The 21,720-nt window shown below is 65.1% G+C and carries 11 protein-coding genes; 7 read left to right on the top strand and 4 right to left on the bottom strand.

The features are described from left to right. The first annotated feature begins 216 nt into the window (after positions 1-216). Positions 217-1,452, top strand: a complete 1,236-nt coding sequence (locus CJ179_RS33200; RefSeq protein WP_095864236.1) for a fatty acid desaturase — start codon at positions 217-219, stop codon at positions 1,450-1,452. A 781-nt stretch (positions 1,453-2,233) separates the two neighbouring features. Next, entirely contained in the window at positions 2,234-2,905 is a 672-nt protein-coding gene (locus CJ179_RS33195) for a PAS and ANTAR domain-containing protein (protein ID WP_095864235.1), read from the top strand. A 132-nt stretch (positions 2,906-3,037) separates the two neighbouring features. Here the strand turns inward: CJ179_RS33195 and CJ179_RS33190 are convergent, their stop codons facing one another. Further along, complete coding sequence (locus CJ179_RS33190) at positions 3,038-3,523, bottom strand: hypothetical protein (RefSeq protein ID WP_095864234.1); 486 nt, start codon at positions 3,521-3,523, stop codon at positions 3,038-3,040. A 597-nt stretch (positions 3,524-4,120) separates the two neighbouring features. Between CJ179_RS33190 and CJ179_RS33185 the strand changes: the two genes are divergently transcribed. Then, positions 4,121-4,468 carry a Clp protease N-terminal domain-containing protein gene (locus tag CJ179_RS33185; protein ID WP_095864354.1) on the top strand — a complete coding sequence of 116 codons (348 nt, stop codon included), beginning with the start codon at positions 4,121-4,123 and terminating at the stop codon, positions 4,466-4,468. Between the two features lie 189 nt (positions 4,469-4,657). On the opposite strand, the gene CJ179_RS33180 is transcribed toward CJ179_RS33185, so the two are convergent. Then, positions 4,658-5,863, bottom strand: coding sequence for an IS4 family transposase (locus tag CJ179_RS33180; RefSeq protein WP_095864201.1), 1,206 nt, complete (start codon positions 5,861-5,863; stop codon positions 4,658-4,660). A gap of 37 nt (positions 5,864-5,900) precedes the next feature. On the opposite strand from CJ179_RS33180, the gene CJ179_RS33175 reads away from it, so the two are divergent. From CJ179_RS33175 to CJ179_RS33165, 3 genes are all read left to right on the top strand, one after another. Further along, positions 5,901-6,188, top strand: a complete 288-nt coding sequence (locus CJ179_RS33175; RefSeq protein ID WP_143548942.1) for a hypothetical protein — start codon at positions 5,901-5,903, stop codon at positions 6,186-6,188. 1,035 nt (positions 6,189-7,223) lie between these two features. Next, complete coding sequence (pabB, locus tag CJ179_RS33170; RefSeq protein ID WP_095864232.1) at positions 7,224-10,103, top strand: aminodeoxychorismate synthase component I; 2,880 nt, start codon at positions 7,224-7,226, stop codon at positions 10,101-10,103. Positions 10,104-10,143: 40 nt separating this feature from the next. Next, entirely contained in the window at positions 10,144-14,178 is a 4,035-nt protein-coding gene (locus CJ179_RS33165; protein WP_179377716.1) for a non-ribosomal peptide synthetase, read from the top strand. On the opposite strand, the gene CJ179_RS50765 is transcribed toward CJ179_RS33165, so the two are convergent. Then, the gene (locus CJ179_RS50765; protein WP_218834851.1) at positions 14,175-14,957 is read right to left on the bottom strand and encodes an IS630 family transposase; all 783 of its coding nucleotides are present in this window, start codon (positions 14,955-14,957) and stop codon (positions 14,175-14,177) included. The two genes, CJ179_RS33165 and CJ179_RS50765, sit on opposite strands and share 4 nt — an antisense overlap. Next, positions 14,846-15,316: a helix-turn-helix domain-containing protein gene (locus tag CJ179_RS52225; protein WP_095863992.1), complete on the bottom strand. Its 471-nt coding sequence runs from the start codon at positions 15,314-15,316 to the stop codon at positions 14,846-14,848. The genes CJ179_RS50765 and CJ179_RS52225 overlap by 112 nt, the downstream gene beginning before the upstream one ends. Positions 15,317-15,408: 92 nt before the next feature. Between CJ179_RS52225 and CJ179_RS33150 the strand changes: the two genes are divergently transcribed. Continuing rightward, positions 15,409-21,681, top strand: a complete 6,273-nt coding sequence (locus CJ179_RS33150; protein ID WP_179377715.1) for a non-ribosomal peptide synthetase — start codon at positions 15,409-15,411, stop codon at positions 21,679-21,681. The last annotated feature ends 39 nt before the right edge of the window (positions 21,682-21,720 follow it).

The raw sequence follows: 21,720 nt of genomic DNA, 5'->3' as shown, positions 1-21,720 counted from the left end.
CGCATTCCGACCGGGCCCGCGGCGATACGACCGCCCGCGCTGTCCTGCAGGACGGTGCGGGCGGCTGTCCACATCGCCGCAGGCCCAAGAACGCGGTTATCGCTCGTCCAGTGCACCACTGCACATCGAAAATCGCTGCGTACCAGCCGAAGTGATTCGCACCATAAAATACTCGCCCGTAACCTACGGGGCCGTAAGTTACGGTACCGTAGGCGCATGGCGATATCGGACATCAAGGAATACGCGCACCTGACGGACGCCGACGTCGAGGCCATCGGCCGCGACCTGGATGCGATCCGCCGGGATATCGAGAAATCCCGGGGTGCACGCGACGCCCGGTACCTCCGCAACACCATCCGGCTGCAACGCGGCCTGGAACTCGGCGGCCGCGCGGTACTCTTCGGCTCCCGCAAGCGCACGCTGTGGATGCTGGGCACCGGGATGCTCTCGTTATCGAAGATCATCGAGAACATGGAGCTCGGGCACAACGTGATGCACGGGCAGTGGGACTGGATGAACGACCCCGAAGTGCACTCCGTGAACTGGGAATGGGACAACGCCGATCCGTCGGCACACTGGAAGATCACCCACAACTACGCGCACCACAAGTACACCAACGTCCTCGGCATGGACGACGACGTAGGATTCGGCCTGCTCCGCGTCACCCGCGACCAGCGCTGGAAGCCGTTCTACCTCGGCAACCTCGCCTACAACGCGATCCTCGCGGCGCTGTTCCAATACGGCCTCGCCATCCAATTGCTCGAGCTGGGCAAAGTGACCCGCGGCCGGGACGACCGCGAACTCACCAAGACGCGCGGCAAGGAAGTGCTCGCGAAGCTCGGCCGGCAGACCCTCAAGGACTATGTCGTGTACCCGGCACTGACCGGCACGGCATGGAAGTCCACCACCAAGGCGAACGCGACCGCCAACCTCGTCCGCAACCTGTGGACCAACGCCGTGATCTTCTGCGGCCACTTCCCCGACGGCGCCGAGAAATTCACCAAGACCGACGTCGACAACGAGACGCACCCCCAGTGGTACCTGCGGCAGATGCTCGGCTCCGCGAACATCTCGGGCGGCCCCGTCATGGACTTCATGACCGGCAACCTGAGCTATCAGATCGAGCACCATCTCTTCCCGGACCTGCCGTCCAACCGCTACCACGAGATCTCGGTCCGCGTGAAGCAGCTGTGCGACAAGTACGACCTGCCGTACACGACCGGCCCACTCGCAGTGCAGTACTGGAAATCATGGCGCACCATCGCGAAACTCTCACTCCCCGACAAGTACCTCACCGACACCCGCGACGCCGCACCCGAAACCGCCTCCGAAGCCGGGTTCGGCGGTCCCCCCGCCACCGACCCACTCACCGGCCGCCGCATCGGCCTGGCCACGACGATCAAGACAACACGCACACGCGGACCCGTCCGCCGACTCCTCGGAATGCGCTGACCAACAACTATTCCGGGGATGCTGCGGACAACGCTCGGTTAATCGTCACGGAGCTGTCGATCAGCCGAACAGTTCCGCTCCTTCCGGGATGGGCAGCGGTGAGAATGGTCCGATGCCGTCGCCCAGATTCACTGGCTACCAGCCCCGACTGAGGGAGACGGGCGCGGTTCCCCTCGTCAATACGCGTCAATGGACTCCGCCCACCAACGACCACCCGACCTGACACCAGGCGGTTCGGCTTGTGGTTGCGCCTCCGAAAGGTTCCCCGCGAGCAGATCGCCCAGCGGGATAGCCAGGAGTCGTAGCACCCGAGACTTCGTCGCCCTGCTGGTCGAACCGGCCGCAATCAGCAGCTGGGGGGTTGCGGCGTGTTTTCGTGCGTCACTCACCACGTCTGTCGTGAGCGGGGACAGCAGATCGCGAGGCCCGGGAGCGGGGCACCGGTGTCGGCGGCCGTCCACCACACCCGGGCTGGTGTGATCTTATCCTTCGATAAGACCGGGGAGGCCGACTACGAAGGTGGGGGTGCATGCCGTCGCCCCCGCTCATCCGGGGTCGGCGTCGACGAACTCGTGTCCGAGCCGGGCCCTACGATCCGCGCGGGCGCGGTCCCCTCCGCCCGGCCCGCCCGGCACCGCAGAAACCTGCCCTTCCGGCATAACGACATCGTCGGATACAGCGGTGTGGACAATTTCTGCCCACTCCGGTGTGGGTGCTCGGCATACTGTGGCAGTGGTGTCCGAGGCGAGGTGGGTGAGCCGCAAGGGCGGCAGGTGGAGCTGTGGACAGTGATGAGCTCCTCGGCTCGACTGCACCCCCACAGGGCGGAAGTTTCCGGTTCTACCTCGACGGCCAGCGCTGGGAATGGTCGGATCCCGTTGCCCGGATGCACGGCTACCAACCGGGCGAGATCACCCCCACCACCGAACTCCTGCTCTCGCACAAGCATCCAGACGACCAAGCTCAGGTCGCTGCACTCTTCGACAAGATGATCCATGCCGGTGCGCCGTTCAGCAGCAAGCATCGCATCATCGACACCGACCGCCGCATCCACCACGTCATCGTGGTCGGCGATCGGATGCTCGACGAGAATGACAACGTGATCGGGACGTCCGGGTACTACATCGACGTCACCGAAACGTTGGAGACCGACCCTCGCGAATTCAACGCGGCGCTCACCGAGGCCGTCGCCGAACTCGAACAGTCGCGGGCGGTGATCGAGCAGGCGAAGGGTGCGCTCATGCTCGTCTACGGCATCACCTCCGAACGGGCCTTCGGCATCCTCACCTGGCGCTCACAGCAGACCAACACCAAACTCCGCGTCCTCGCCCAACGCTTCGTCGACGTCCTCACCGCCGAGACGGCACTGCCCGCGTCGTCTCGCGCCCGGTTCGACCACCTACTCCTCACCGCCCACGAGCACCCCGACACACGGCCGGAGGCGCAGGACTAAAATTGGCGGTCCCACCCGCGGAGAACTCAGCCCTCGCAGCCCGGGGCGAGATCACCCGCAGCCGGGAACTCCGGCGTCGGAACCCGCCTCCCCGACCCGGCATATCTCGCTATGCGGGGTGATGACGTCGGTCTATGTGGTGATGACGTCGGGTGGGTCGGGAAGATCGACATCGAGAAGAAAGTCGAGCCAGATGAGGGCGTCGGCCAGAGTCTCCGCCCGCATGGTGATGTCGAATTGCTGCTCGGCGGCGGTGAGCGACCGCACCTCGTTCGCGAGATCCCCGCCGAGTAGAGCCGACACCGTCCGCAGGACCCAACGCCCCGATTCCGGCAAGTCGTCGACATCGGCGTATCCCCCATCGATGAAACGGAGATCGAGAATGAATCTCTCGCCCCGACCCGCCGGGCCTAGGCGCGCGATGATCACGTCGACGATCGCATCGACCACCCACGCGAGCACCTCGCCGTATTCCGACCGGCCGTCGGTGGGGTGCGCGGCGCACACCCGGGATACCTCGCACGAGAACCGGGCGGCGTCACGGTCACCGGCCAGTTGCACCAGCCGGCCCGAGAGCTGCGGCCGGCGAGCTGGTGGGCGGCCTGCGTTTGATCCCATACTCGGGGAGTGCCCGACCCTGGGCACCACGACACTGCCCAATTGGCGCTCGCGGGCCGACACCTACCCGGCCGAACTTCCGCAGGCGTCATTCGACAGCATCACCACCTTTTGGACCCGCTACCTGAGGGGAGCCGATCGGGGCTCAGCGAATGAGCCGCCCGCGGCACCGCATGGTCGACCCCGACCAGGGTCTTGCCGCCACGTCCCACGGTAGGCGCAGCGGCCGTGCGCGGCGTCGCCCTCGATCGGCTGCCCTCGCACCTCAAGCCGCCAGACGTCACCGCTCCACCACTGCATGTCTCCCCGCGCGCCAACCACAGGAAAACGACGCGAATCTTGCCCCGATGCGCGGGCGTCAGATGGGCCGCACGTTCTGGGTCTGCGGATCCCTCTGCCCCTGGCCAACCCATATTCGACGTGCTGGCCACGAAACAGTCCGGTTCGGCGCGGGGTTATACCAGGGTTGGGTTGGTTGACGTTGAATGGACCCGCATGACGACTGTGGCCGCAGAGGATCTCGGTGCAGCCAAAGATCAGGCACCTCGACGATCGCAATGAGAACAGTGCGCGGCGGCCAACCCGATGGGAGCAGCGATGTTCGAAAAATTCACCGACCCTGCACGCCGCGTCCTCATCCTGGCCACCGACGAAGCCCAGACCCGCAACTGCGACCATGTCGGGACCGAGCACATCCTGATCGGCCTGATCACCGAAGGTGACGGGGTCGCAGCGAAAACACTGGAATCGATCGGCATCTCTGCCGACGTTATCGGCAACCGGCTACCCGACATGGGCCACCACCAGCCGCACCGGCCTGGGCACATCCCGTTCACCCCGCGCGCCGAGAAGGTACTCGAACAGAGCCTGCGCGAAACCTCCCTGCTCGGCCACGACCACATCGACACCGAACACCTCCTGCTAGCCCCAATACCGTTCAGTTAGTGAACAAGGATGGTGCATTTCGGCGGCTGGGTGGGTTGTGGATGGTGTTGATGGTGTGCGCGTTTGGCTGCCCACTTGAGGACTTTGCGTTTGACGACCCGGGGGTTGGCGCGGTGGCGGCGTGCGGGGTTGATTCGGCGCAATAGTTTGTCGATGCCGTGGTTCCACAATCTCGTGGCAGCGTTGTGGTTATGAGGGGGAAAAAGAGCTGTGGGACAGGGATCGTCGGGCGATCCGCAAGGCGGCGACGAAGGAGACCCGGTCGGGGTCGTGACCGCCGGCGGTCGCGGCATCGAGCATGAGCGTGCGGATGGCGTAGTGGCAGCACAGGTGCCCCCAGATTTCCTGCTGCACCAATGGTGGGGATTTCGACCGCAGCACGGCGCGTGGTCCGCGCTGATGGGTTTTCAGTTCGTCGAGGGTGTTCTCGATTTCCCAGCGTTGGGCGTAGGCGAGGGCCAACTCTTCGGCAGGTGCATCGGAGGGGTCGAGGATCGTGGTCAGCAGCCGGTACTGCTCGGGGTTCTCCCGCCCGTCGTCGAGGGTGTAGTCGATGACGCGCACCGTGAGCGGTGTTCGTTGCCGCCGATTCTTTCCGGAGGTGGGGATGATCTGCGCCAGCCAGGATCCGTCGTCGAGGGTCTCGAGGTGCCGAGGCGAGAGGGTCGATTTGACCCTCCACAGCAGGTCGGCGCCGGTGGCGGCGGCCCGGGTCCACATGTCGAATCCGTACAGGCCGCGGTCGGCGAGCAGCAGCATCCCGGGTTCGAGGGTGTCCATCAGATCGTGCGCCAGCTCCCGCTCGGAGGTGCGGCACGATCCGATCGCGGCGTCGAAGACCGCGTGGGTGCCGCACTCGGCGACCGCCACCAACCGCGCCTGCGGGAACGCGGACTGCTCGCCGCGACTCGATCCCGGCCGCCCGAAATGCTCGGCGTTGGCCGGGGTGTCGGGCAGGTCGAGGCAGGTCCCGTCGAGGGCCACCAACCGGCGCCCGGCGAGCCAGGATCCTGGTGTACCCGTGTCGGCGAGAGGTCGTGCGACACGGCGGAACAGCTCCCGCACCGGTTCGTATCCCAGACGTGAACGGGCCTGAAATATGGCCGATTTCGTCGGCGACGACCAGGACTGTGACCATCCCGACGACCACGACAAACCGTCGGTGAGCTGCTCGAAGACCTCCTCGTAGGAGCCTTGCGAATTCAATGCCATGCCGATCGAGAAGTACGCCGTCACGCGAGCGGTCAACGTGCGACTTCGCTGCTCCCTGCGACCGCATTCCGCGATCACCTCATCGACCAAGGACGCGGGAAACACCCTGGTCAGCAACCCCACCGACACCACATCCGACAACCGCCGATCCGAGACCGGCTTCACCCATCCACTCCGAGGCACACCTCATCGTATCGCAACCATCACTAACTGAACGGTATTGCTGCTAGCCCTCCTCCACGACAGCGAAGCAACCGGCGCTCGGCTACTCGTCGAGAACGGATCGATGGACGTCGACCAACTGCGCCAGCACATCCTTCGGCGCACCGCCGCGTCCCAGCGGGCACCGGAGACGGTAGGACCGACGAATCTCACCAGCATCAGGTTGACCGACACCGAACACACGTCGTGCGCAGTCGCGGCCGCCAAGGCCGGCCAACGCATCGATGTATGGATGCGCGAGAAGGTCCTCGACGCCGCACGGGAACACCCCACCGACACCGAATAGAACGAGACGTCACCCTCTCGACAGTGGCGGGTGCACCCGCGGCCAGCGCTTTGTCAGTAGGAACCGAGAAACGTTGTGCGGTCTGCACACTAAGCTCACTCTTTACGAAATTGGGACGCCCGAAATACCGGCTGGGACGTCCGACTTCATCTGCACTGCCCGACGATGGTGGTGGCGCGGATTTCGGCATGATCGCCGAACGCACCGACTCCGGCGCTTCCTGGCCGCCGGTGTCGCCACCGTCGTGACCATCGACCACATCGCGGCGGAATCAGGCACGCGGCGCGGTACCGCCTCGCCCCCACGCTGGCGAGAGCGCTCGTCGACCCGGTTCCACCTCGATTCCACTTCGTCGGTTGGGACACCACTCCCGCGCAGCCCGGAAGGGGTATGCGGGCAGCGCAGAAGCGGCTGCTGTCGATGGCCACTCCGCGACGGAGGGTGTTTTGAGATGTGATGTACCGGGTGCATAAAACCGACCACTTGCTCTGTGCACCACTGCCGACTGGGCGATCTTGCTTCCACGGACTTTCGTGACTTAAGGTGGAGTGCGCGCATCGCGCGGCGTGTCGGGGTCTGGGCGGATTGCGTTGATAGACAGGCTAATTAGCCCTTCTAAGGATTGATCATGTCCACCAGACCCAGCCTATCGACGGTACAAATATCCTGTTGCTCCTCAACGGGCTCGTCAGCAGGAATGCACGAGCGGGCATCGCCGGCACTAATGCGCGGATAGTCGGTTTTCCGCAGGTAGCGGAGCCTCCCGACTGGGCCGACGCGTCGAGAGGTCTTGGTGGCAATCATCCGCACCGCCGGGACGGGCGGACTTCACGGCATGGCGCCTCATTCCACAACGTCGGCCGTATCGCCTCCAGTCGGTGAATCACACGAGCTCCCCGTGCTGGAGGAGGGCGCCACAGGGTGCACGCTCAGACGAATTCTCCTGCAACAAGTTCGAGGGACCTCATCAAGTCGTTGCACCGGCGAGAGACAACGCAGTGTCGCATCCCTCACGCGCCGAGAGCCGGGCGAACGATGTTTACCAAGACGTTGTTGATCGACAATTACGATTCCTTCACATACAACCTCTACAGCTTTCTCAGCGACGTCAACGGGTGCCCGCCGACGGTGGTGCGCAACGACGTGGACTGGTGTGCGATCGACCTGGCCGAGTTCGACAACATCGTGATCTCTCCGGGGCCCGGTCGTCCCGCAATCGAACGCGACTTCGGCATCAGCTCGCGGGCCATTCTCCAGGGTGGGCTTCCCACACTAGGAGTGTGCCTCGGTCACCAGGGTTTATGCCAACTGTTCGGTGCGCATGTCGTCTTGGCTCCAGAGCCGAGGCACGGTCGCAACTCAGAGATATTTCACGACCAGAGGGAATTGTTCGCGGGTCTCCCCTCGCCTCTGTCGGTCGTTCGGTACCACTCTCTCGCCGTCGAAGATCTCCCCGCTGAGCTGGAGGCGACTGCGTGGACATCCGACGGGGTTCTTATGGGGGTAAGGCACCGTCTGCGCCCACTGTGGGGGTTGCAATTTCATCCGGAGTCGGTCTGCACCGATCATGGACATGAACTCCTCGCCAACTTCCGCGACCTCACCCCGACCCACCGGAAGGGATCCGTCCCGAAGCCACGACGTCGGCGGCGGACCCTATCTCCATACGTGGTCGAAACACGACGGATAGATCGGCGAGTCGACCCACAGATGGTGTATGAGCGCCTGTTCGCAGACAGCCCCGACAGTTTTTGGCTCGATGGCAGCTCCGCCGTGGAATCGGACGCCCGCTTCACCATCATGGGTGACGCATCTGGTCCACGCGCCGAGTACGTTACCTACGACGTAACGGACGGCACCGTCCTAGTGCACCGTTCCGGCGTTCCGGCCGACAAACGACGCGTGCGATTCTTCGACTACCTCGACGAACAGTTGCGGATCCGCGCGGTGCCGCGATCACCTGACCTGCCGTTCTCATTCAATCTGGGCTACGTGGGCTACCTGGGCTACGAGTTGAAAGCCGAAGCCGACGGCAGTGCACAACACTCCGCGGACACACCCGATGCGGCCCTGGTATTCGCCGACCGCGCAGTCGTGATCGACCATGTCGACGGCAGCTGCTACCTACTGGCGCTCAGCGAGCAGGCACACGAACCCGGAACCCGCGACTGGATGCGCCGTACGGCGCGGGTAATCAACCGGATGCCCGTCACGACCGACGATGCGCTTCCCGCCCGGCCGCTCATCAGGTCGGCGGCAGACCCGCGCATGACGCTGCGCCACAACCGTGAAACCTACCTCAACAAGATCCGCACCTGTTTGGAGAACATTCGGGTCGGCGAAACGTACGAAGTGTGCTTGACGAACCACGCCCAGATCGATGTCGATATAGACCCCGTCGAAACCTTTGCCTACCTCCGATCCATCACGCCAGTGCCGTACGCAGCACTCCTGAGGTTCGAGGCGGCGGACATACTCAGCGCCTCCCCCGAGAGGTTTCTGCGCGTGGGCGCCGACCGGGTCGTGGAGTCCAAACCGATCAAGGGCACCCGACCGCGGGGTGCAACCGCTGCCACGGACGACGCGCTCCGCCAGGACCTTCTGACGAGCGAAAAGGATCGGGCCGAGAACCTCATGATCGTCGACCTCGTGCGCAACGATCTTTCACGGGTCTGCACTCCCGGTTCGGTGCACGTACCGCGATTGTTCGACGTCGAAACCTACGCACCGGTCCATCAGCTCGTGTCGACGGTTCGGGGGACGCTGCGCAGTGACGCGACTGCGGTCGAGTGTGTGCGTGCCTGCTTCCCGGGTGGCTCGATGACCGGAGCACCGAAGCTACGCACCATGGAAATCATCGATCGGCTGGAGGAGGGGCCGCGAGGGGTGTACTCGGGCGCCCTCGGCTGGCTGTCGATCAACGGCACCGCCGACCTCAGCATCGTCATCCGAACCATGGTGTCCCGGCGCGGGACAGTGAGCTTCGGGATCGGGGGCGCCATCGTCGCGTTGTCCGACCCCGACGAAGAGTTCATCGAGACCCTGGTCAAGGCGGCCGCCATGCGCAGGGCCCTCACGATCAGCGCCGGCAGATCGCCCGCCCTCGCCCACCACGTTGGTCCGCCGACCTCGAGTGACACCATCGATCGAGCCGGGCGACTCTCGCGGGCCGAAGTGGGCGGTGTAGAGGTATGGGTCCGCCCCGGTATGCCGGCGCCCCAGGCAAATGCCGAACTTGTACTTGCCGAGGCCCTCGCCGATATTTCACGTATCACGGCTCCAGTGGTCGTGGACCTGTGCACCGGTTCCGGAGCAATCGCCCTGGCGATCGCGCATGCCCGAGCCGATGCCGGTGTACACGCCGTGGATGTGGATCCGGCAGCCCTGAACGTGGCGCGACGCAACATCGAACGTCAGATCCGCCTCGGTGGGAGCCCGATCGTGCTTCACGAAGCCGCCGTCACCGCGCCCAATCTGTTGTCCGGCCTGGACGGAACGGCAGATCTGGTCCTCGCACGTCCACCGTGCATTCCCGACGACAACGAATTTCCCTTGCAGCGCAGCGAGTACCACCGAGGGGCCTTGGTCGGTGGTACAGAGGGGTTGAAGCTCGCCCGGCAAACCATTGTTGCGGCGGCACGGCTCCTGCACGCGGGCGGCAACCTCGTCGTCGAGCACCGTCCCGACCGCTACACGACAGTGCTCGCACTACTCGACGAGAACAAGTGCTTCGCCAACGTGGCAACATATTTCGACCACGCCGGAGAAGCGATCTACACCACCTGCGCGCGGACCTCGATGCCGCCCCAACACACCGAGGTCGGGCCCGAGCCCAACCCCTGCACGCATCCTGGCGCAAAGAGCAGATCGGAGAACAGTCGTGGACGCCGTCCCGCCACGGGTTCCAGGAGTTGAAAAGCGCTCGGGGAACCGTCTTCCGTCGAAGGCGTGCCGTTTGTCTGCCGCGCAAAAGGGCATCTGGTTCGCCCAGCAACTGGCCGGCGAGCTCCCGATCACGATCGCGCAGTACGTCGAGGTCTTCGGCGAGTTGGATATCGATTTACTCGAGGCGACCAGTCGCGTCGCCGCCAGGGAGTTCGGTTCGGGGTTCTTACGCCTGGTCGATCACGACGGTGAGCTGTATCAACTGGTCGACGATTCTTCCGACGACGGGCTCCGGCGAATCGACTTTCGCGCGGAGAACGACCCGAGGGTCGCCGCGCAGCAGTGGATGCGCCGGGAGTTCAGCACCCCGATAGACCTCCTCCGGGATGCGCTCGCAGTCTCGGCCATTCTCCGGATCGGTGACCGGCACCACTACTGGTACTCACGCATTCACCACATCGCGCTCGACGGCTACGGCGCCATGAATCTGGTGCAGCGTATTGCCGAGTTGTATTCGGCCGCAGTTGCCGGTGTCGACGCCCCGCCGCTCCGCGTGCTGGACCTCGCGCAGATCGTTGAACTCGATGCTGCCTACCGGAACTCGGATCGCTTCGAAGAGGATCGGCGGTACTGGGCGGAACGGACCATGGGACTGCCGGAGCCTGCGAGCCTGGCCGGGCGGTCGGCGCCCGTCAAGGCGCATCCGCGAGTGGCCAGCGCGGCCTTGTCACACGACGTAGCCTCAATGCTCGAGTCGGTCGTCGCGAAGCACAACTCGAGTGCGGCGCCGGTCTTGGTCGCTGCTCTTGCCGGCTACCTGTGCCGGATGACAGGCAGATCGGACATCGTACTCAGTCTGCCGGTTTCGGCCCGAACGACCGCACCGCTGCGACGCTCAGGTGGGATGGTGGCCAATGTCGTACCGCTACAACTCGAGGTGGGCCCGGACGTGACGATCGGGACACTGATCAAGTCCGCCCAGCTCGAGTTGACCGGGGCGCTGCGACGGCAGCGGTACCGGCGCGAGGACATCTGCCGCGATCTCGGCAGGGACATCAGCCGAATTCGCTCGTTTGGTCCGACTCTCAACATCATGCCGGCCGACCGTGAGATCCGGCTGGGCCCCCACTTGGGCCGACTACATGTGTTGACCTCCGGGCTCGTCGACGATCTTTTCGTCAACATCTACCCGAGCGTGGGGGGCACCACGACGCACATCGACTTCCAGGCCAACCCGAGCCTGTACGACGGCGACGTTCTCGATCGTCATCACCACCGCTTGTTGTCCTTTCTCGAACGCTTCCTTTCTGCCGATGTGGGGTGTCGGGTCGGTGACCTCGACATCCTCGACGCCGACGAACGACGGAACCTGCTCGACCGCACCGGCGGCCCCGAACACCCCGCCACGACACTGCCCCAACTGCTCACCACCGCCGCCACACACGACCGCACCACACCCGCGGTGCTATACGAAGACCACCACCTGTCCTACCAACAACTCGACACCGCATCCTCCCAGCTGGCACGGATCCTCATCGCCGAAGGCATCGGCACCGAAGACACCGTCGCCATCGCACTGCCCCGCTCCCCCGACGCGGTCCTCGCAGTCTGGGCGACCACCAAAACCGGCGCCGCGTTCCTCCCGATCGACCCGAACTACCCGAAAGACCGCATCACCCACATGCTCTCGGACTCCCGAGCCGCACTCGGATTGACCGCCACCCCACACGCCACAACCCTGCCCGGACCACTGCCGTGGCTCGTCATCGACACCCCCGACTTCGAAACCCGATGCAACACCATGGATTCAGGTCCGATCACCGACGACGACCGACTCCGACCCCTGCACACCACCAACACCGCCTACCTGCTCTACACCTCCGGCTCCACCGGCACCCCCAAAGGCGTCGCCGTCACCCACCAAGGGCTGGCCAACCTTGCCGCCGAACAACGCGAACGATTCACCACCACCCCCGACTCCCGCACCCTGGCCGTGGCATCACCGAGCTTCGACGCCTCGGTCTTCGAACTGCTCCTCGCCGCCGGATCCAGCGCCACCATGGTCATCGCCCCACCCACCGTCTTCGGCGGCGACGAACTCACCCAACTCCTCCACCACAACCACGTCACCCACGCCGTGATCACACCGGCCGCACTGGCCACGATGGACCCCACCCACCTCCACACCCTGCACACCGTCCTCTCGGCCGGCGAGGCCTGCACCCCCGACCTGCTCACCCGCTGGGCCACAAACACCGACACCTCCCGCACCCACGCCCCCCGCCGCTTCTTCAACGGCTACGGCCCCACCGAGACGACCGTGATGAGCAACTGCAGCGGACCACTGCCACCCGGCGGCCCGGTCACCATCGGCGGCCCGATCCGCGGCACCCACGCCTACGTCCTCGACGACCGACTCCGCCCCGTCCCCACCGGCGTGACCGCAGAACTGCACCTGGCCGGGATCCAACTCGCCCGCGGATACCAGAACCAGCCCGCACACACCGCCGAACACTTCGTCGCCAACCCCTACGGCCCACCCGGCCAACGCATGTACCGCACCGGCGACCTCGTCCGCTGGCACCCCGACGGCACCCTCGAATTCCTCGGCCGCCGCGACCTCCAAGTCAAAATCCGCGGCCACCGCATCGAACTCGGCGAAATCGAAGCCACCCTCACCACCCACCCCGACATCACCCACGCCGCGGTGACGGTACACAAAGGCCCAGCCACCGAACAACTGGTGGCCTACGTCGTGCCCACCCCAGGCGCCCACGTCGACCCCACCGCCATCCACACCTTCGCCGCCGAACACCTCCCCGACTACATGCTGCCCAACCCCATCACCATCCTCGACGCACTACCCCTGACCACCAACGGCAAGATCGACCGCCGCGCACTCCCCGCACCCGTACTACCAACACCCCAGTACCGGCCACCGACCACCGCCGTGGAAGGAATCGTCGCCGGCATCTTCGCCGACGTCCTCGGCCACGAGCGGGTCGGACTCGACGACGACTTCTTCACCCTCGGCGGCAACTCGCTGCTTGCGACGCAAGCGGTGTCGCGGCTGGGTGTGACGTTGGATGTGCGGGTGCCGATGCGGGTGTTGTTCGAGGCATCGTCGGTGCAGGCACTGTCGAAGTGGCTCGAGTCCCGGACGGCTACGGGCGCACGCGCACCGCTGCTGCCGCGGACCCGGCCCGAACACATCCCGCTATCGTATGCACAGCAACGGATCTGGTTCCTCAACCGGTTCGACCCACACTCACCGGTCTACAACATCCCATTCGCCCTGCGCCTGTCGGGAACCATGGACACGGCCGCACTGCTGGCAGCGATCGCAGACGTCGTGGACCGACATGAGACCCTGCGGACGATCTACCCCGAATCCGACACCGGCCCGCACCAAGTGGTTGTCCCGGCGGCGGAGGTCAGCGGCGGATTCGTCACCGCCGCCGTGACCGAGAACGAACTCGCCGCGCGGCTGACCGCGATGGCCTCGGCCGAGTTCGATGTCACAGAATCGGTGCCGGTGCGGGCCGCCGTGTTCGAGACGGCCGACGATGAGCATGTGCTCGCCGTGGTGCTGCACCACATCTGCGCCGACGGCTCCTCGATCGCCCCGCTGGCCCGGGATCTCGTGGCCGCCTACACGGCCCGCACTGGCGGACACCCGCCATCGTGGCCACCGCTGGCGGTCCAGTACGCCGACTACACCCTGTGGCAACGCGAACTCCTCGGGTCCGAGGACGACCCCGATTCGTCGATCGCACAGCAGCTGACCTACTGGCGCACGACTTTGGATGGTCTACCGGAACAGCTCGAGCTGCCCGGGAACAGAACACGGCCTGCCGTCACCCGCCGTGGACGAACACACACGTTCACCATCGACGCACGCACCCACGGCGCGGCAGCCGCACTAGCACGACAGCACACCGCGACCGTGTTCATGGTGCTGCACACCGCGTTCGCGGTGTTCCTGGCCCGGATGTCGGGCACCGGCGATATCGTGATCGGCACCCCTGTCGCCGGCCGCGGCGACCCAGCCCTCGACGACCTGGTCGGCATGTTCGTCAACACACTAGTAGACTGTCGCGGCTAAGTGTTGGGATATAGGTGGCGGAGTTTGATGCGGGCGTCGTCGGTGGTGAAGTGCCACTGGACCTGGCGTTGATCGGCGTTGGTCTGTCGTTGCCAGGCGGCGAGTTCGGCGCCCAGGGTCTCGAGGTCCTCGATGCGCCGGTCCAGACACTGGCGGGTCAGCACAGAGAGCTCGATCTCGGCGACGTTGAGCCACGAGCCGTGTTTGGGGGTGTGGTGGATCTCGAGTCGCTGCGCGAGCGCGAACGCCTCGGCCGGCTCGAAGGCCTCGTAGAGCGATCCGATGCCGTGAGTATTGAGGTTGTCCATCACCAGCACCACCGTCTCCGCGTCCGGGTAGTCCACGCACAGAAGCTCTTTGACCTGCCGAGCCCAGTCGATCTTGGTGCGCCGGGGCTGGGCATCGACACGCCGCCAGCCGGCCAGAGGCTCGACCCAGCAGAAGATCGAACAGGTCCCGTGCCGCACATACTCGGAGTCCTCCTTCAGATCGCGTCCCGGGCCTGCAGGGAGCGGGTCACGCACGTGAGCGAGGAGCTGGTAGGGCTTTTCGTCCATGCACACCACCGGGCGAGAGGGGTTGTGGGGGCGGGCGTAGACCGACAGGACATCTTCCATCCGGGCTGCGAACTCCGCGTTCGCCTTTGGTGGGATGGTCCAGCACTTCTTCAGGTGAGGACGAAGTTTCGTTTTTTTAAAATCCGGCCGATGGTCGAGTGGTCCAGGTCGGGGATGTCGTCGATCAGGGCGACGTGCTTCTCCAGCAGTCGCAGCGACCACCGGGCATGTCCCGCCGGGGGCTGTGTGCACGCCAACGCAATCAACCTGGCCTCGATCTCGCCGGTGATCTGCGACGGCACCGGTGGCAGGTCGCGCTGCTTGCGCCCGATCGTGGCCTCCACGTCCTGACTGGTCTCAGCGAACCGCTTGGCCACCAGTCGCACCGTCTCACCCGAGACCCCCAACCGTGCCGCGATCACCTTCTTCTCATCGACCGCCCCGACCGAGGTGTCCAGCGCCAGCAACACCCGGGCCCGCCGGATCATCGAAGCCGGATGCACCCCGGTCGTGGTCAACCGTTCCAAGAACTCACGATCAGCCGAGCTCAACGTCACCGGACGCTTCTTCTGCGAAGGCATTGACAACGGTCCTGACCGGCAGAGGGGAAGGGGAAGTCTGCCGCCTCCAACTTAAACGAAACAAGGCAGAACTAAGCAGCGACACGCTACTAGTGCTGCGAACCCCGGTCGACGGCGCCAGCAACTTCACCACGCTGCTCTCGACGGTCCGGGAAGCCGACCTGGCCGCGTTCGAGCACGCCGACGTGCCGTTCGAACGGGTGGTACAGGCACTCAACCCGGCACGATCGACCACCCGACACCCACTGTTCCAGGTGATGCTCGTCCTCCAGAACCAGGAGCACCCGAAACTGGAATTGGCTGGGCTGAACGCCCGTATCGAGGACATCGACCACGCCGCCACCCAGTTCGACCTCACCCTCACCATCAGCGAACGTTATTATGACAAGGGCGCACCCACCGGGCTGAACGCAGCGTTCACCTACACAGCCGACCTGTTCGACGAGGACACCGTCCGCGGCTTCGCCGACCGGTTCACTCGCCTCCTCGACGCTGCGGTCGCCGATCCCGACAGCCCGGTCGGCGACATCGACCTCCTCGACCCCACCGAAAAACAGCTGATCCTCGCGGACTGGAACCACACCGATCATGCTCCAACCACCGACACACTGGTGTCGATATTCGGTGCGCAGGCCGCCCGCACACCCGACGCGCCCGCGGTGGTGGATGGGGACCGGTGCCTGTCCTATGCCGAGTTCAACGCACGCGTCAACCGTCTCGCCCGACACCTGATCACAGAAGGAGTAGGCCCGGAAACCATCGTGGCACTGCGGATGCGCCGCTCCCTCGACTTCGTCGTCGGAGTCTACGCTACCCTCACCGCCGGTGGAGCATATCTACCCATCGACCCCGACCACCCAGCCGAACGCACCCACTTCATTCTCGCAGTGGCACAACCAACCTGCATGCTGACCACCACCCACGACGACCACATCGATCTGCCGGACCCGGTACCGGTCCTCCACACCGACACCATCGATCTGTCACGGATGTCCGCGGCGCCGGTGACCGACGCCGACCGCCGCGCACCACTGCGCCCACAGAACACGGCATACGTGATGTTCACCTCGGGATCGACCGGCCGCCCGAAGGGAGTGACCGTGGCCCACAGCGCGATCGCCAACGAGGTGCAGTGGGTTGCGTCAGATTACGGCTTCGGTGACCGTCTTTTGCAGAGCAACGCGGTGACCTTCGACGCCTCCACCCCCGACCTCTTCGCTCCGCTGCAGGTCGGCGGATGCGTGGTGTTGGCAGGGCCCGACGGCCAACGCGACCCCGACTACCTCGCCGAACTCATTCACACCCAGGCGATTACCCACATGTCCTCGGTACCGACCGTACTGACCGCCCTGATGGCCAGCCGACCACCCGACGTTCTCCGCAGTGTGCGGGTGATCTACCTCGGCGGTGAAACACTGTCCGGGCGCACGGTGACGCGATTGACCCAGTCCGGTCCGGCAACGGTATGGAACCAGTACGGGCCCACCGAAACCACCGTCAGCGTCATCTGTCACCGCTGCACCCAGCCCGAAGAGTCAGTGGTACCCATCGGCACACCCCAGACCAACTGCCACGCCTACGTGTTGGACCGCCGCTTGCATCCGGTGCCGGTAGGGGTGGTGGGCGAGTTGTATGTGGCTGGGGTGCAGCTGGCGCGGGGTTATCACGGCGCGCCCGGACTGACCGCCGAACACTTCGTCGCCAACCCCTACGGCCCACCCCGCGAACGCATGTACCGCACCGGCGACCTCGTCCGCTGGCACCCCGACGGCAACCTCGAATTCCTCGGCCGCCGCGACCTCCAAGTCAAAATCCGCGGCCACCGCATCGAACTCGGCGAAATCGAAGCAACTCTGGCGGCTGATCCCGACGTCACCCAGGCTGCCGCCGCGGTGCACCACGATCACCACACCGGGGACCGGTTGGTCGGCTACGTCGTCTCCCGTGACGGCGCCCACCTCGACCCGGCTCGTGTCCGCGCGATGGTCGCGGACCGCCTCCCCGACTACATGGTGCCCTCGCCGATAACCGTCGTCGATCGGTTGCCGTTGACGGCGAGTGGGAAGGTGGATCGGCGGGCGTTGCCGGTACCGGTGTTGCCGGCGCCACAATACCGGGCGCCGATGACGGTGGTGGAGGGTGTCGTTGCCGGGGTGTTCGCCAATGTCCTCGGCCGCGAACGGGTCGGACTCGACGACGACTTCTTCACCCTCGGCGGCAACTCGCTGCTTGCGACGCAAGCGGTGTCGCGGCTGGGTGTGACGTTGGATGTGCGGGTGCCGATGCGGGTGTTGTTCGAGGCGTCGTCGGTGCAGGCACTGTCGAAGTGGCTCGAGTCCCGGACGGCTACAAGCGCACGCGCACCGCTGCTGCCGCGGACCCGGCCCGAACACATACCGCTATCGTATGCACAGCAACGGATCTGGTTCCTCAACCGATTCGACCCACACTCACCGGTCTACAACATCCCATTCGCCCTGCGCCTGTCGGGAACCATGGACGCGGCCGGGCTGAGCGCGGCTCTCGGCGACGTCGTGGACCGACATGAGACCCTGCGGACGATCTACCCCGAATCCGACACCGGCCCGCACCAAGTGGTTGTCCCGGCGGCAGAGGTCAGCGGCGGATTCGTCACCGCCGCCGTGACCGAGAACGAACTCGCCGCGCGGCTGACCGCGATGGCCTCGGCCGAGTTCGATGTCACAGAATCGGTGCCGGTGCGGGCCGCCTTGTTCGAGACAGCCGACGATCAGCATGTGCTCGCCGTGGTGCTGCACCACATCTGCGCCGACGGCTCCTCGATCGCCCCGCTGGCCCGGGATCTCATGGCCGCCTACACGGCCCGCACAGGCGGACACCCGCCCTCGTGGCCACCGCTAGCGGTTCAGTACCCCGACTACACCCTGTGGCAACGCGAACTCCTCGGGTCCGACGACGACCCGAACTCGGTGCTCGCACAGCAGCTGACCTACTGGCGTTCCACACTCACCGGGCTACCGGATCAGCTCGAATTGCCGCGTGACCGCACCCAGCCCATGGTGTCGCACCGTGGACGGACACACGCGTTTACACTCGGCGCAGAGACCCACCTCTCGCTCATTGAGATCGCACGAGAACACTCCGCGACGTTGTTCATGATGCTGCACACCGCATTCGCGGTGTTCCTGGCCCGGATGTCGGGCACCGGCGATGTCGCGATCGGCACCCCTGTCGCCGGCCGCGGCGACCCAGCCCTCGACGACCTGGTCGGCATGTTCGTCAACACACTAGTGCTGCGAACCCCGGTCGACGGCGCCAGCAACTTCACCACGCTGCTCTCGACGGTCCGGGAAACCGACCTGGCCGCGTTCGAGCACGCCGACGTGCCGTTCGAACGGGTGGTACAGGCCCTCAACCCGGCACGATCGACCACCCGACACCCACTGTTCCAGGTGATGCTCGTCCTCCAGAACCAGGAGCACCCGAAACTGGAATTGGCTGGGCTGAACGCCCGTATCGAGGACATCGACCACGCCGCCACCCAGTTCGACCTGACCCTCACCATCAGCGAACGTTATTATGACAAGGGCGCACCCACCGGGCTGAACGCAGCGTTCACCTACACAGCCGACCTGTTCGACGAGGACACCGTCCGCGGGTTCGCCGACCGGTTCACTCGCCTCCTCGACGCTGCGGTCGCCGATCCCGACAGCCCGGTCGGCGACATCGATCTCCTCGACCCCACCGAAAAACAGCTGATCCTCGCGGACTGGAACCACACCGATCATGCTCCAACCACCGACACACTGGTGTCGATATTCGGTGCGCAGGCCGCCCGCACACCCGACGCGCCCGCGGTGGTGGATGGGGACCGGTGCCTGTCCTATGCCGAGTTCAACGCACGCGTCAACCGTCTCGCCCGACACCTGATCACAGAAGGAGTAGGCCCGGAAACCATCGTGGCACTGCGGATGCGCCGCTCCCTCGACTTCGTCGTCGGAGTCTACGCTACCCTCACCGCCGGTGGAGCATATCTACCCATCGACCCCGACCACCCAGCCGAACGCACCCACTTCATTCTCGCAGTGGCACAACCAACCTGCATGCTGACCACCACCCACGACGACCACATCGATCTGCCGGACCCGGTACCGGTCCTCCACACCGACACCATCGATCTGTCACGGATGTCCGCGGCGCCGGTGACCGACGCCGACCGCCGCGCACCACTGCGCCCACAGAACACGGCATACGTGATGTTCACCTCGGGATCGACCGGCCGCCCGAAGGGGGTGACCGTGGCTCACACCGCAATCACCAATCAGGTTCGGTGGGTGGTGGAGGCGTTCGATCACCGCGCCGGTGACCGCCTCCTGCAGAGCAACGCGGTGACCTTCGACGCCTCCACCCCCGACCTCTTCGCACCGCTGCAGGTCGGCGGATGCGTGGTGTTGGCAGGGCCCGACGGCCAACGCGACCCCGACTACCTGGCCAAACTCATCCGGGCTCAGAAGGTCACCCACATGGCGTCCGTGCCAACAGTGCTAACCAGTCTGATGGCGAGCCGGTCGTCGGACGCTCTCGGTGGGCTGAAGGTGGTCTACCTCGGCGGTGAAATGCTGTCCGGGCAGACGGTCGCGCAGTTGGCGCAGTTCGGTCCGGCGACGGTGTGGAACCAGTACGGGCCCACCGAAACCACCGTCAGCGTCATCTGCCATCGCTGCACCCAGCCCGAAGAGTCAGTGGTACCCATCGGCACACCCCAGACCAACTGCCACGCCTACGTACTGGACCACCGCTTACATCCGGTACCGATCGGCGTGACCGGAGAACTGCACCTGGCCGGGATCCAACTCGCCCGGGGATATCACGGCCGACCCGCCCTGACCGCCGAACGCTTCGTCGCCAACCCCTACGGCCGACCCGGCCAACGCATGTACCGCACCGGCGACCTCGTCCGCTGGCACCCCGACGGCACCCTCGAATTCCTCGGCCGCCGCGACCTCCAAGTCAAAATCCGCGGCCACCGCATCGAACTCGGCGAAATCGAAGCCACCCTCACCACCCACCCCGACATCACCCACGCCGCGGTGACGGTACACAAAGGCCCAGCCACCGAACAACTGGTGGCCTACGTCGTGCCCACCCCAGGCGCCCACGTCGACCCCACCGCCATCCACACCTTCGCCGCCGAACACCTCCCCGACTACATGCTGCCCAACCCCATCACCATCCTCGACGCACTACCCCTGACCACCAACGGCAAGATCGACCGCCGCGCACTCCCCGCACCCGTACTACCAACACCCCAGTACCGGCCACCGACCACCGCCGTGGAAGGAATCGTCGCCGACATCTTCGCCGACGTCCTCGGCCACGAGCGGGTCGGACTCGACGACGACTTCTTCACCCTCGGCGGCAACTCGCTGCTCGCCACCCGGGTCAGTGCGCGGCTGCGAGAGGCTCTCGGCGTCGAGATCCAAGTTACGTGGCTCTTTGCTGACTCCACGGTGGAGTCGATCGCCAGTAAAGTCGAGGCAGTCTCCGACGATTCGACACATCTTGCACCGACCGGACCTTCGGCGTTCGACGTCCTGTTGCCGATCAGATCAACCGGGAATTCAGACCCTATCTTTTGCATACACCCAGCCAGCGGATTAGCTTGGTGTTACGCAGGTTTGGCTCCACATATCCAACCGGGACGGCGAATGTACGGGCTCCAGTCCCCCGAACTTGTCGAAGACGACCCGCATCCCCGGTCGATCGAGCAGCTGGTGGAGCAGTACGTCCGGGAGATCCAGGCCGTGCAACCACACGGCCCATATCACCTACTCGGCTGGTCATTGGGCGGAGTCATCGCCCACGCCGTAGCCACACGGTTTCGCCATCTGGGGCAAAGGGTCTCACTGCTAGCGATGCTGGACAGCCGGTTACGCGAAGCGGAATCGGCTGCGGCCCCAGAATTCACCGTAAGAGACATTCTGGTCGAGCTATCCGATCTGATTGGATTCGATGCCGAAGACTTCGATGCCGCGGGAGCACCCATGTCGCCTGAACACGCGACCGAACTGATCCACATGCGGACTGGAGCATTCGAGTTTCTCCAGTCATCACATGTGAAGCGGATCGTCGCATCATTCAATGACGCGCCACGGCTGGTCGCCAATTATCAACCCCCCGCGTTCGACGGAGACGTGGTCTATTTCGCCGCCGCTGCAGCCGACGGCATGACCGAAGAGCTTGCCGACAGCTGCTGGAAGCCATACATATCCGGTTCCCTCAAGTACTATCCCATCGATGCCACGCACATTCACATGACCACGCCGCGAGCTTTGGCGGACATTGCACGAGTTCTCAACACCTATCTCGGCGACGGAGCCAGTTAGTTGCGACTCGACATCGGCCAGCGCCAGCTCCGCCGGGTT

The sequence above is a fragment of the Rhodococcus sp. ACS1 genome (genome assembly GCF_002300155.1).
GTDB classification, from domain to species: Bacteria; Actinomycetota; Actinomycetes; order Mycobacteriales; family Mycobacteriaceae; genus Rhodococcus_F; species Rhodococcus_F koreensis.
Note: the sequence above shows the minus strand (reverse complement) of the source record. Positions and strands in the feature narration are given on the sequence as shown.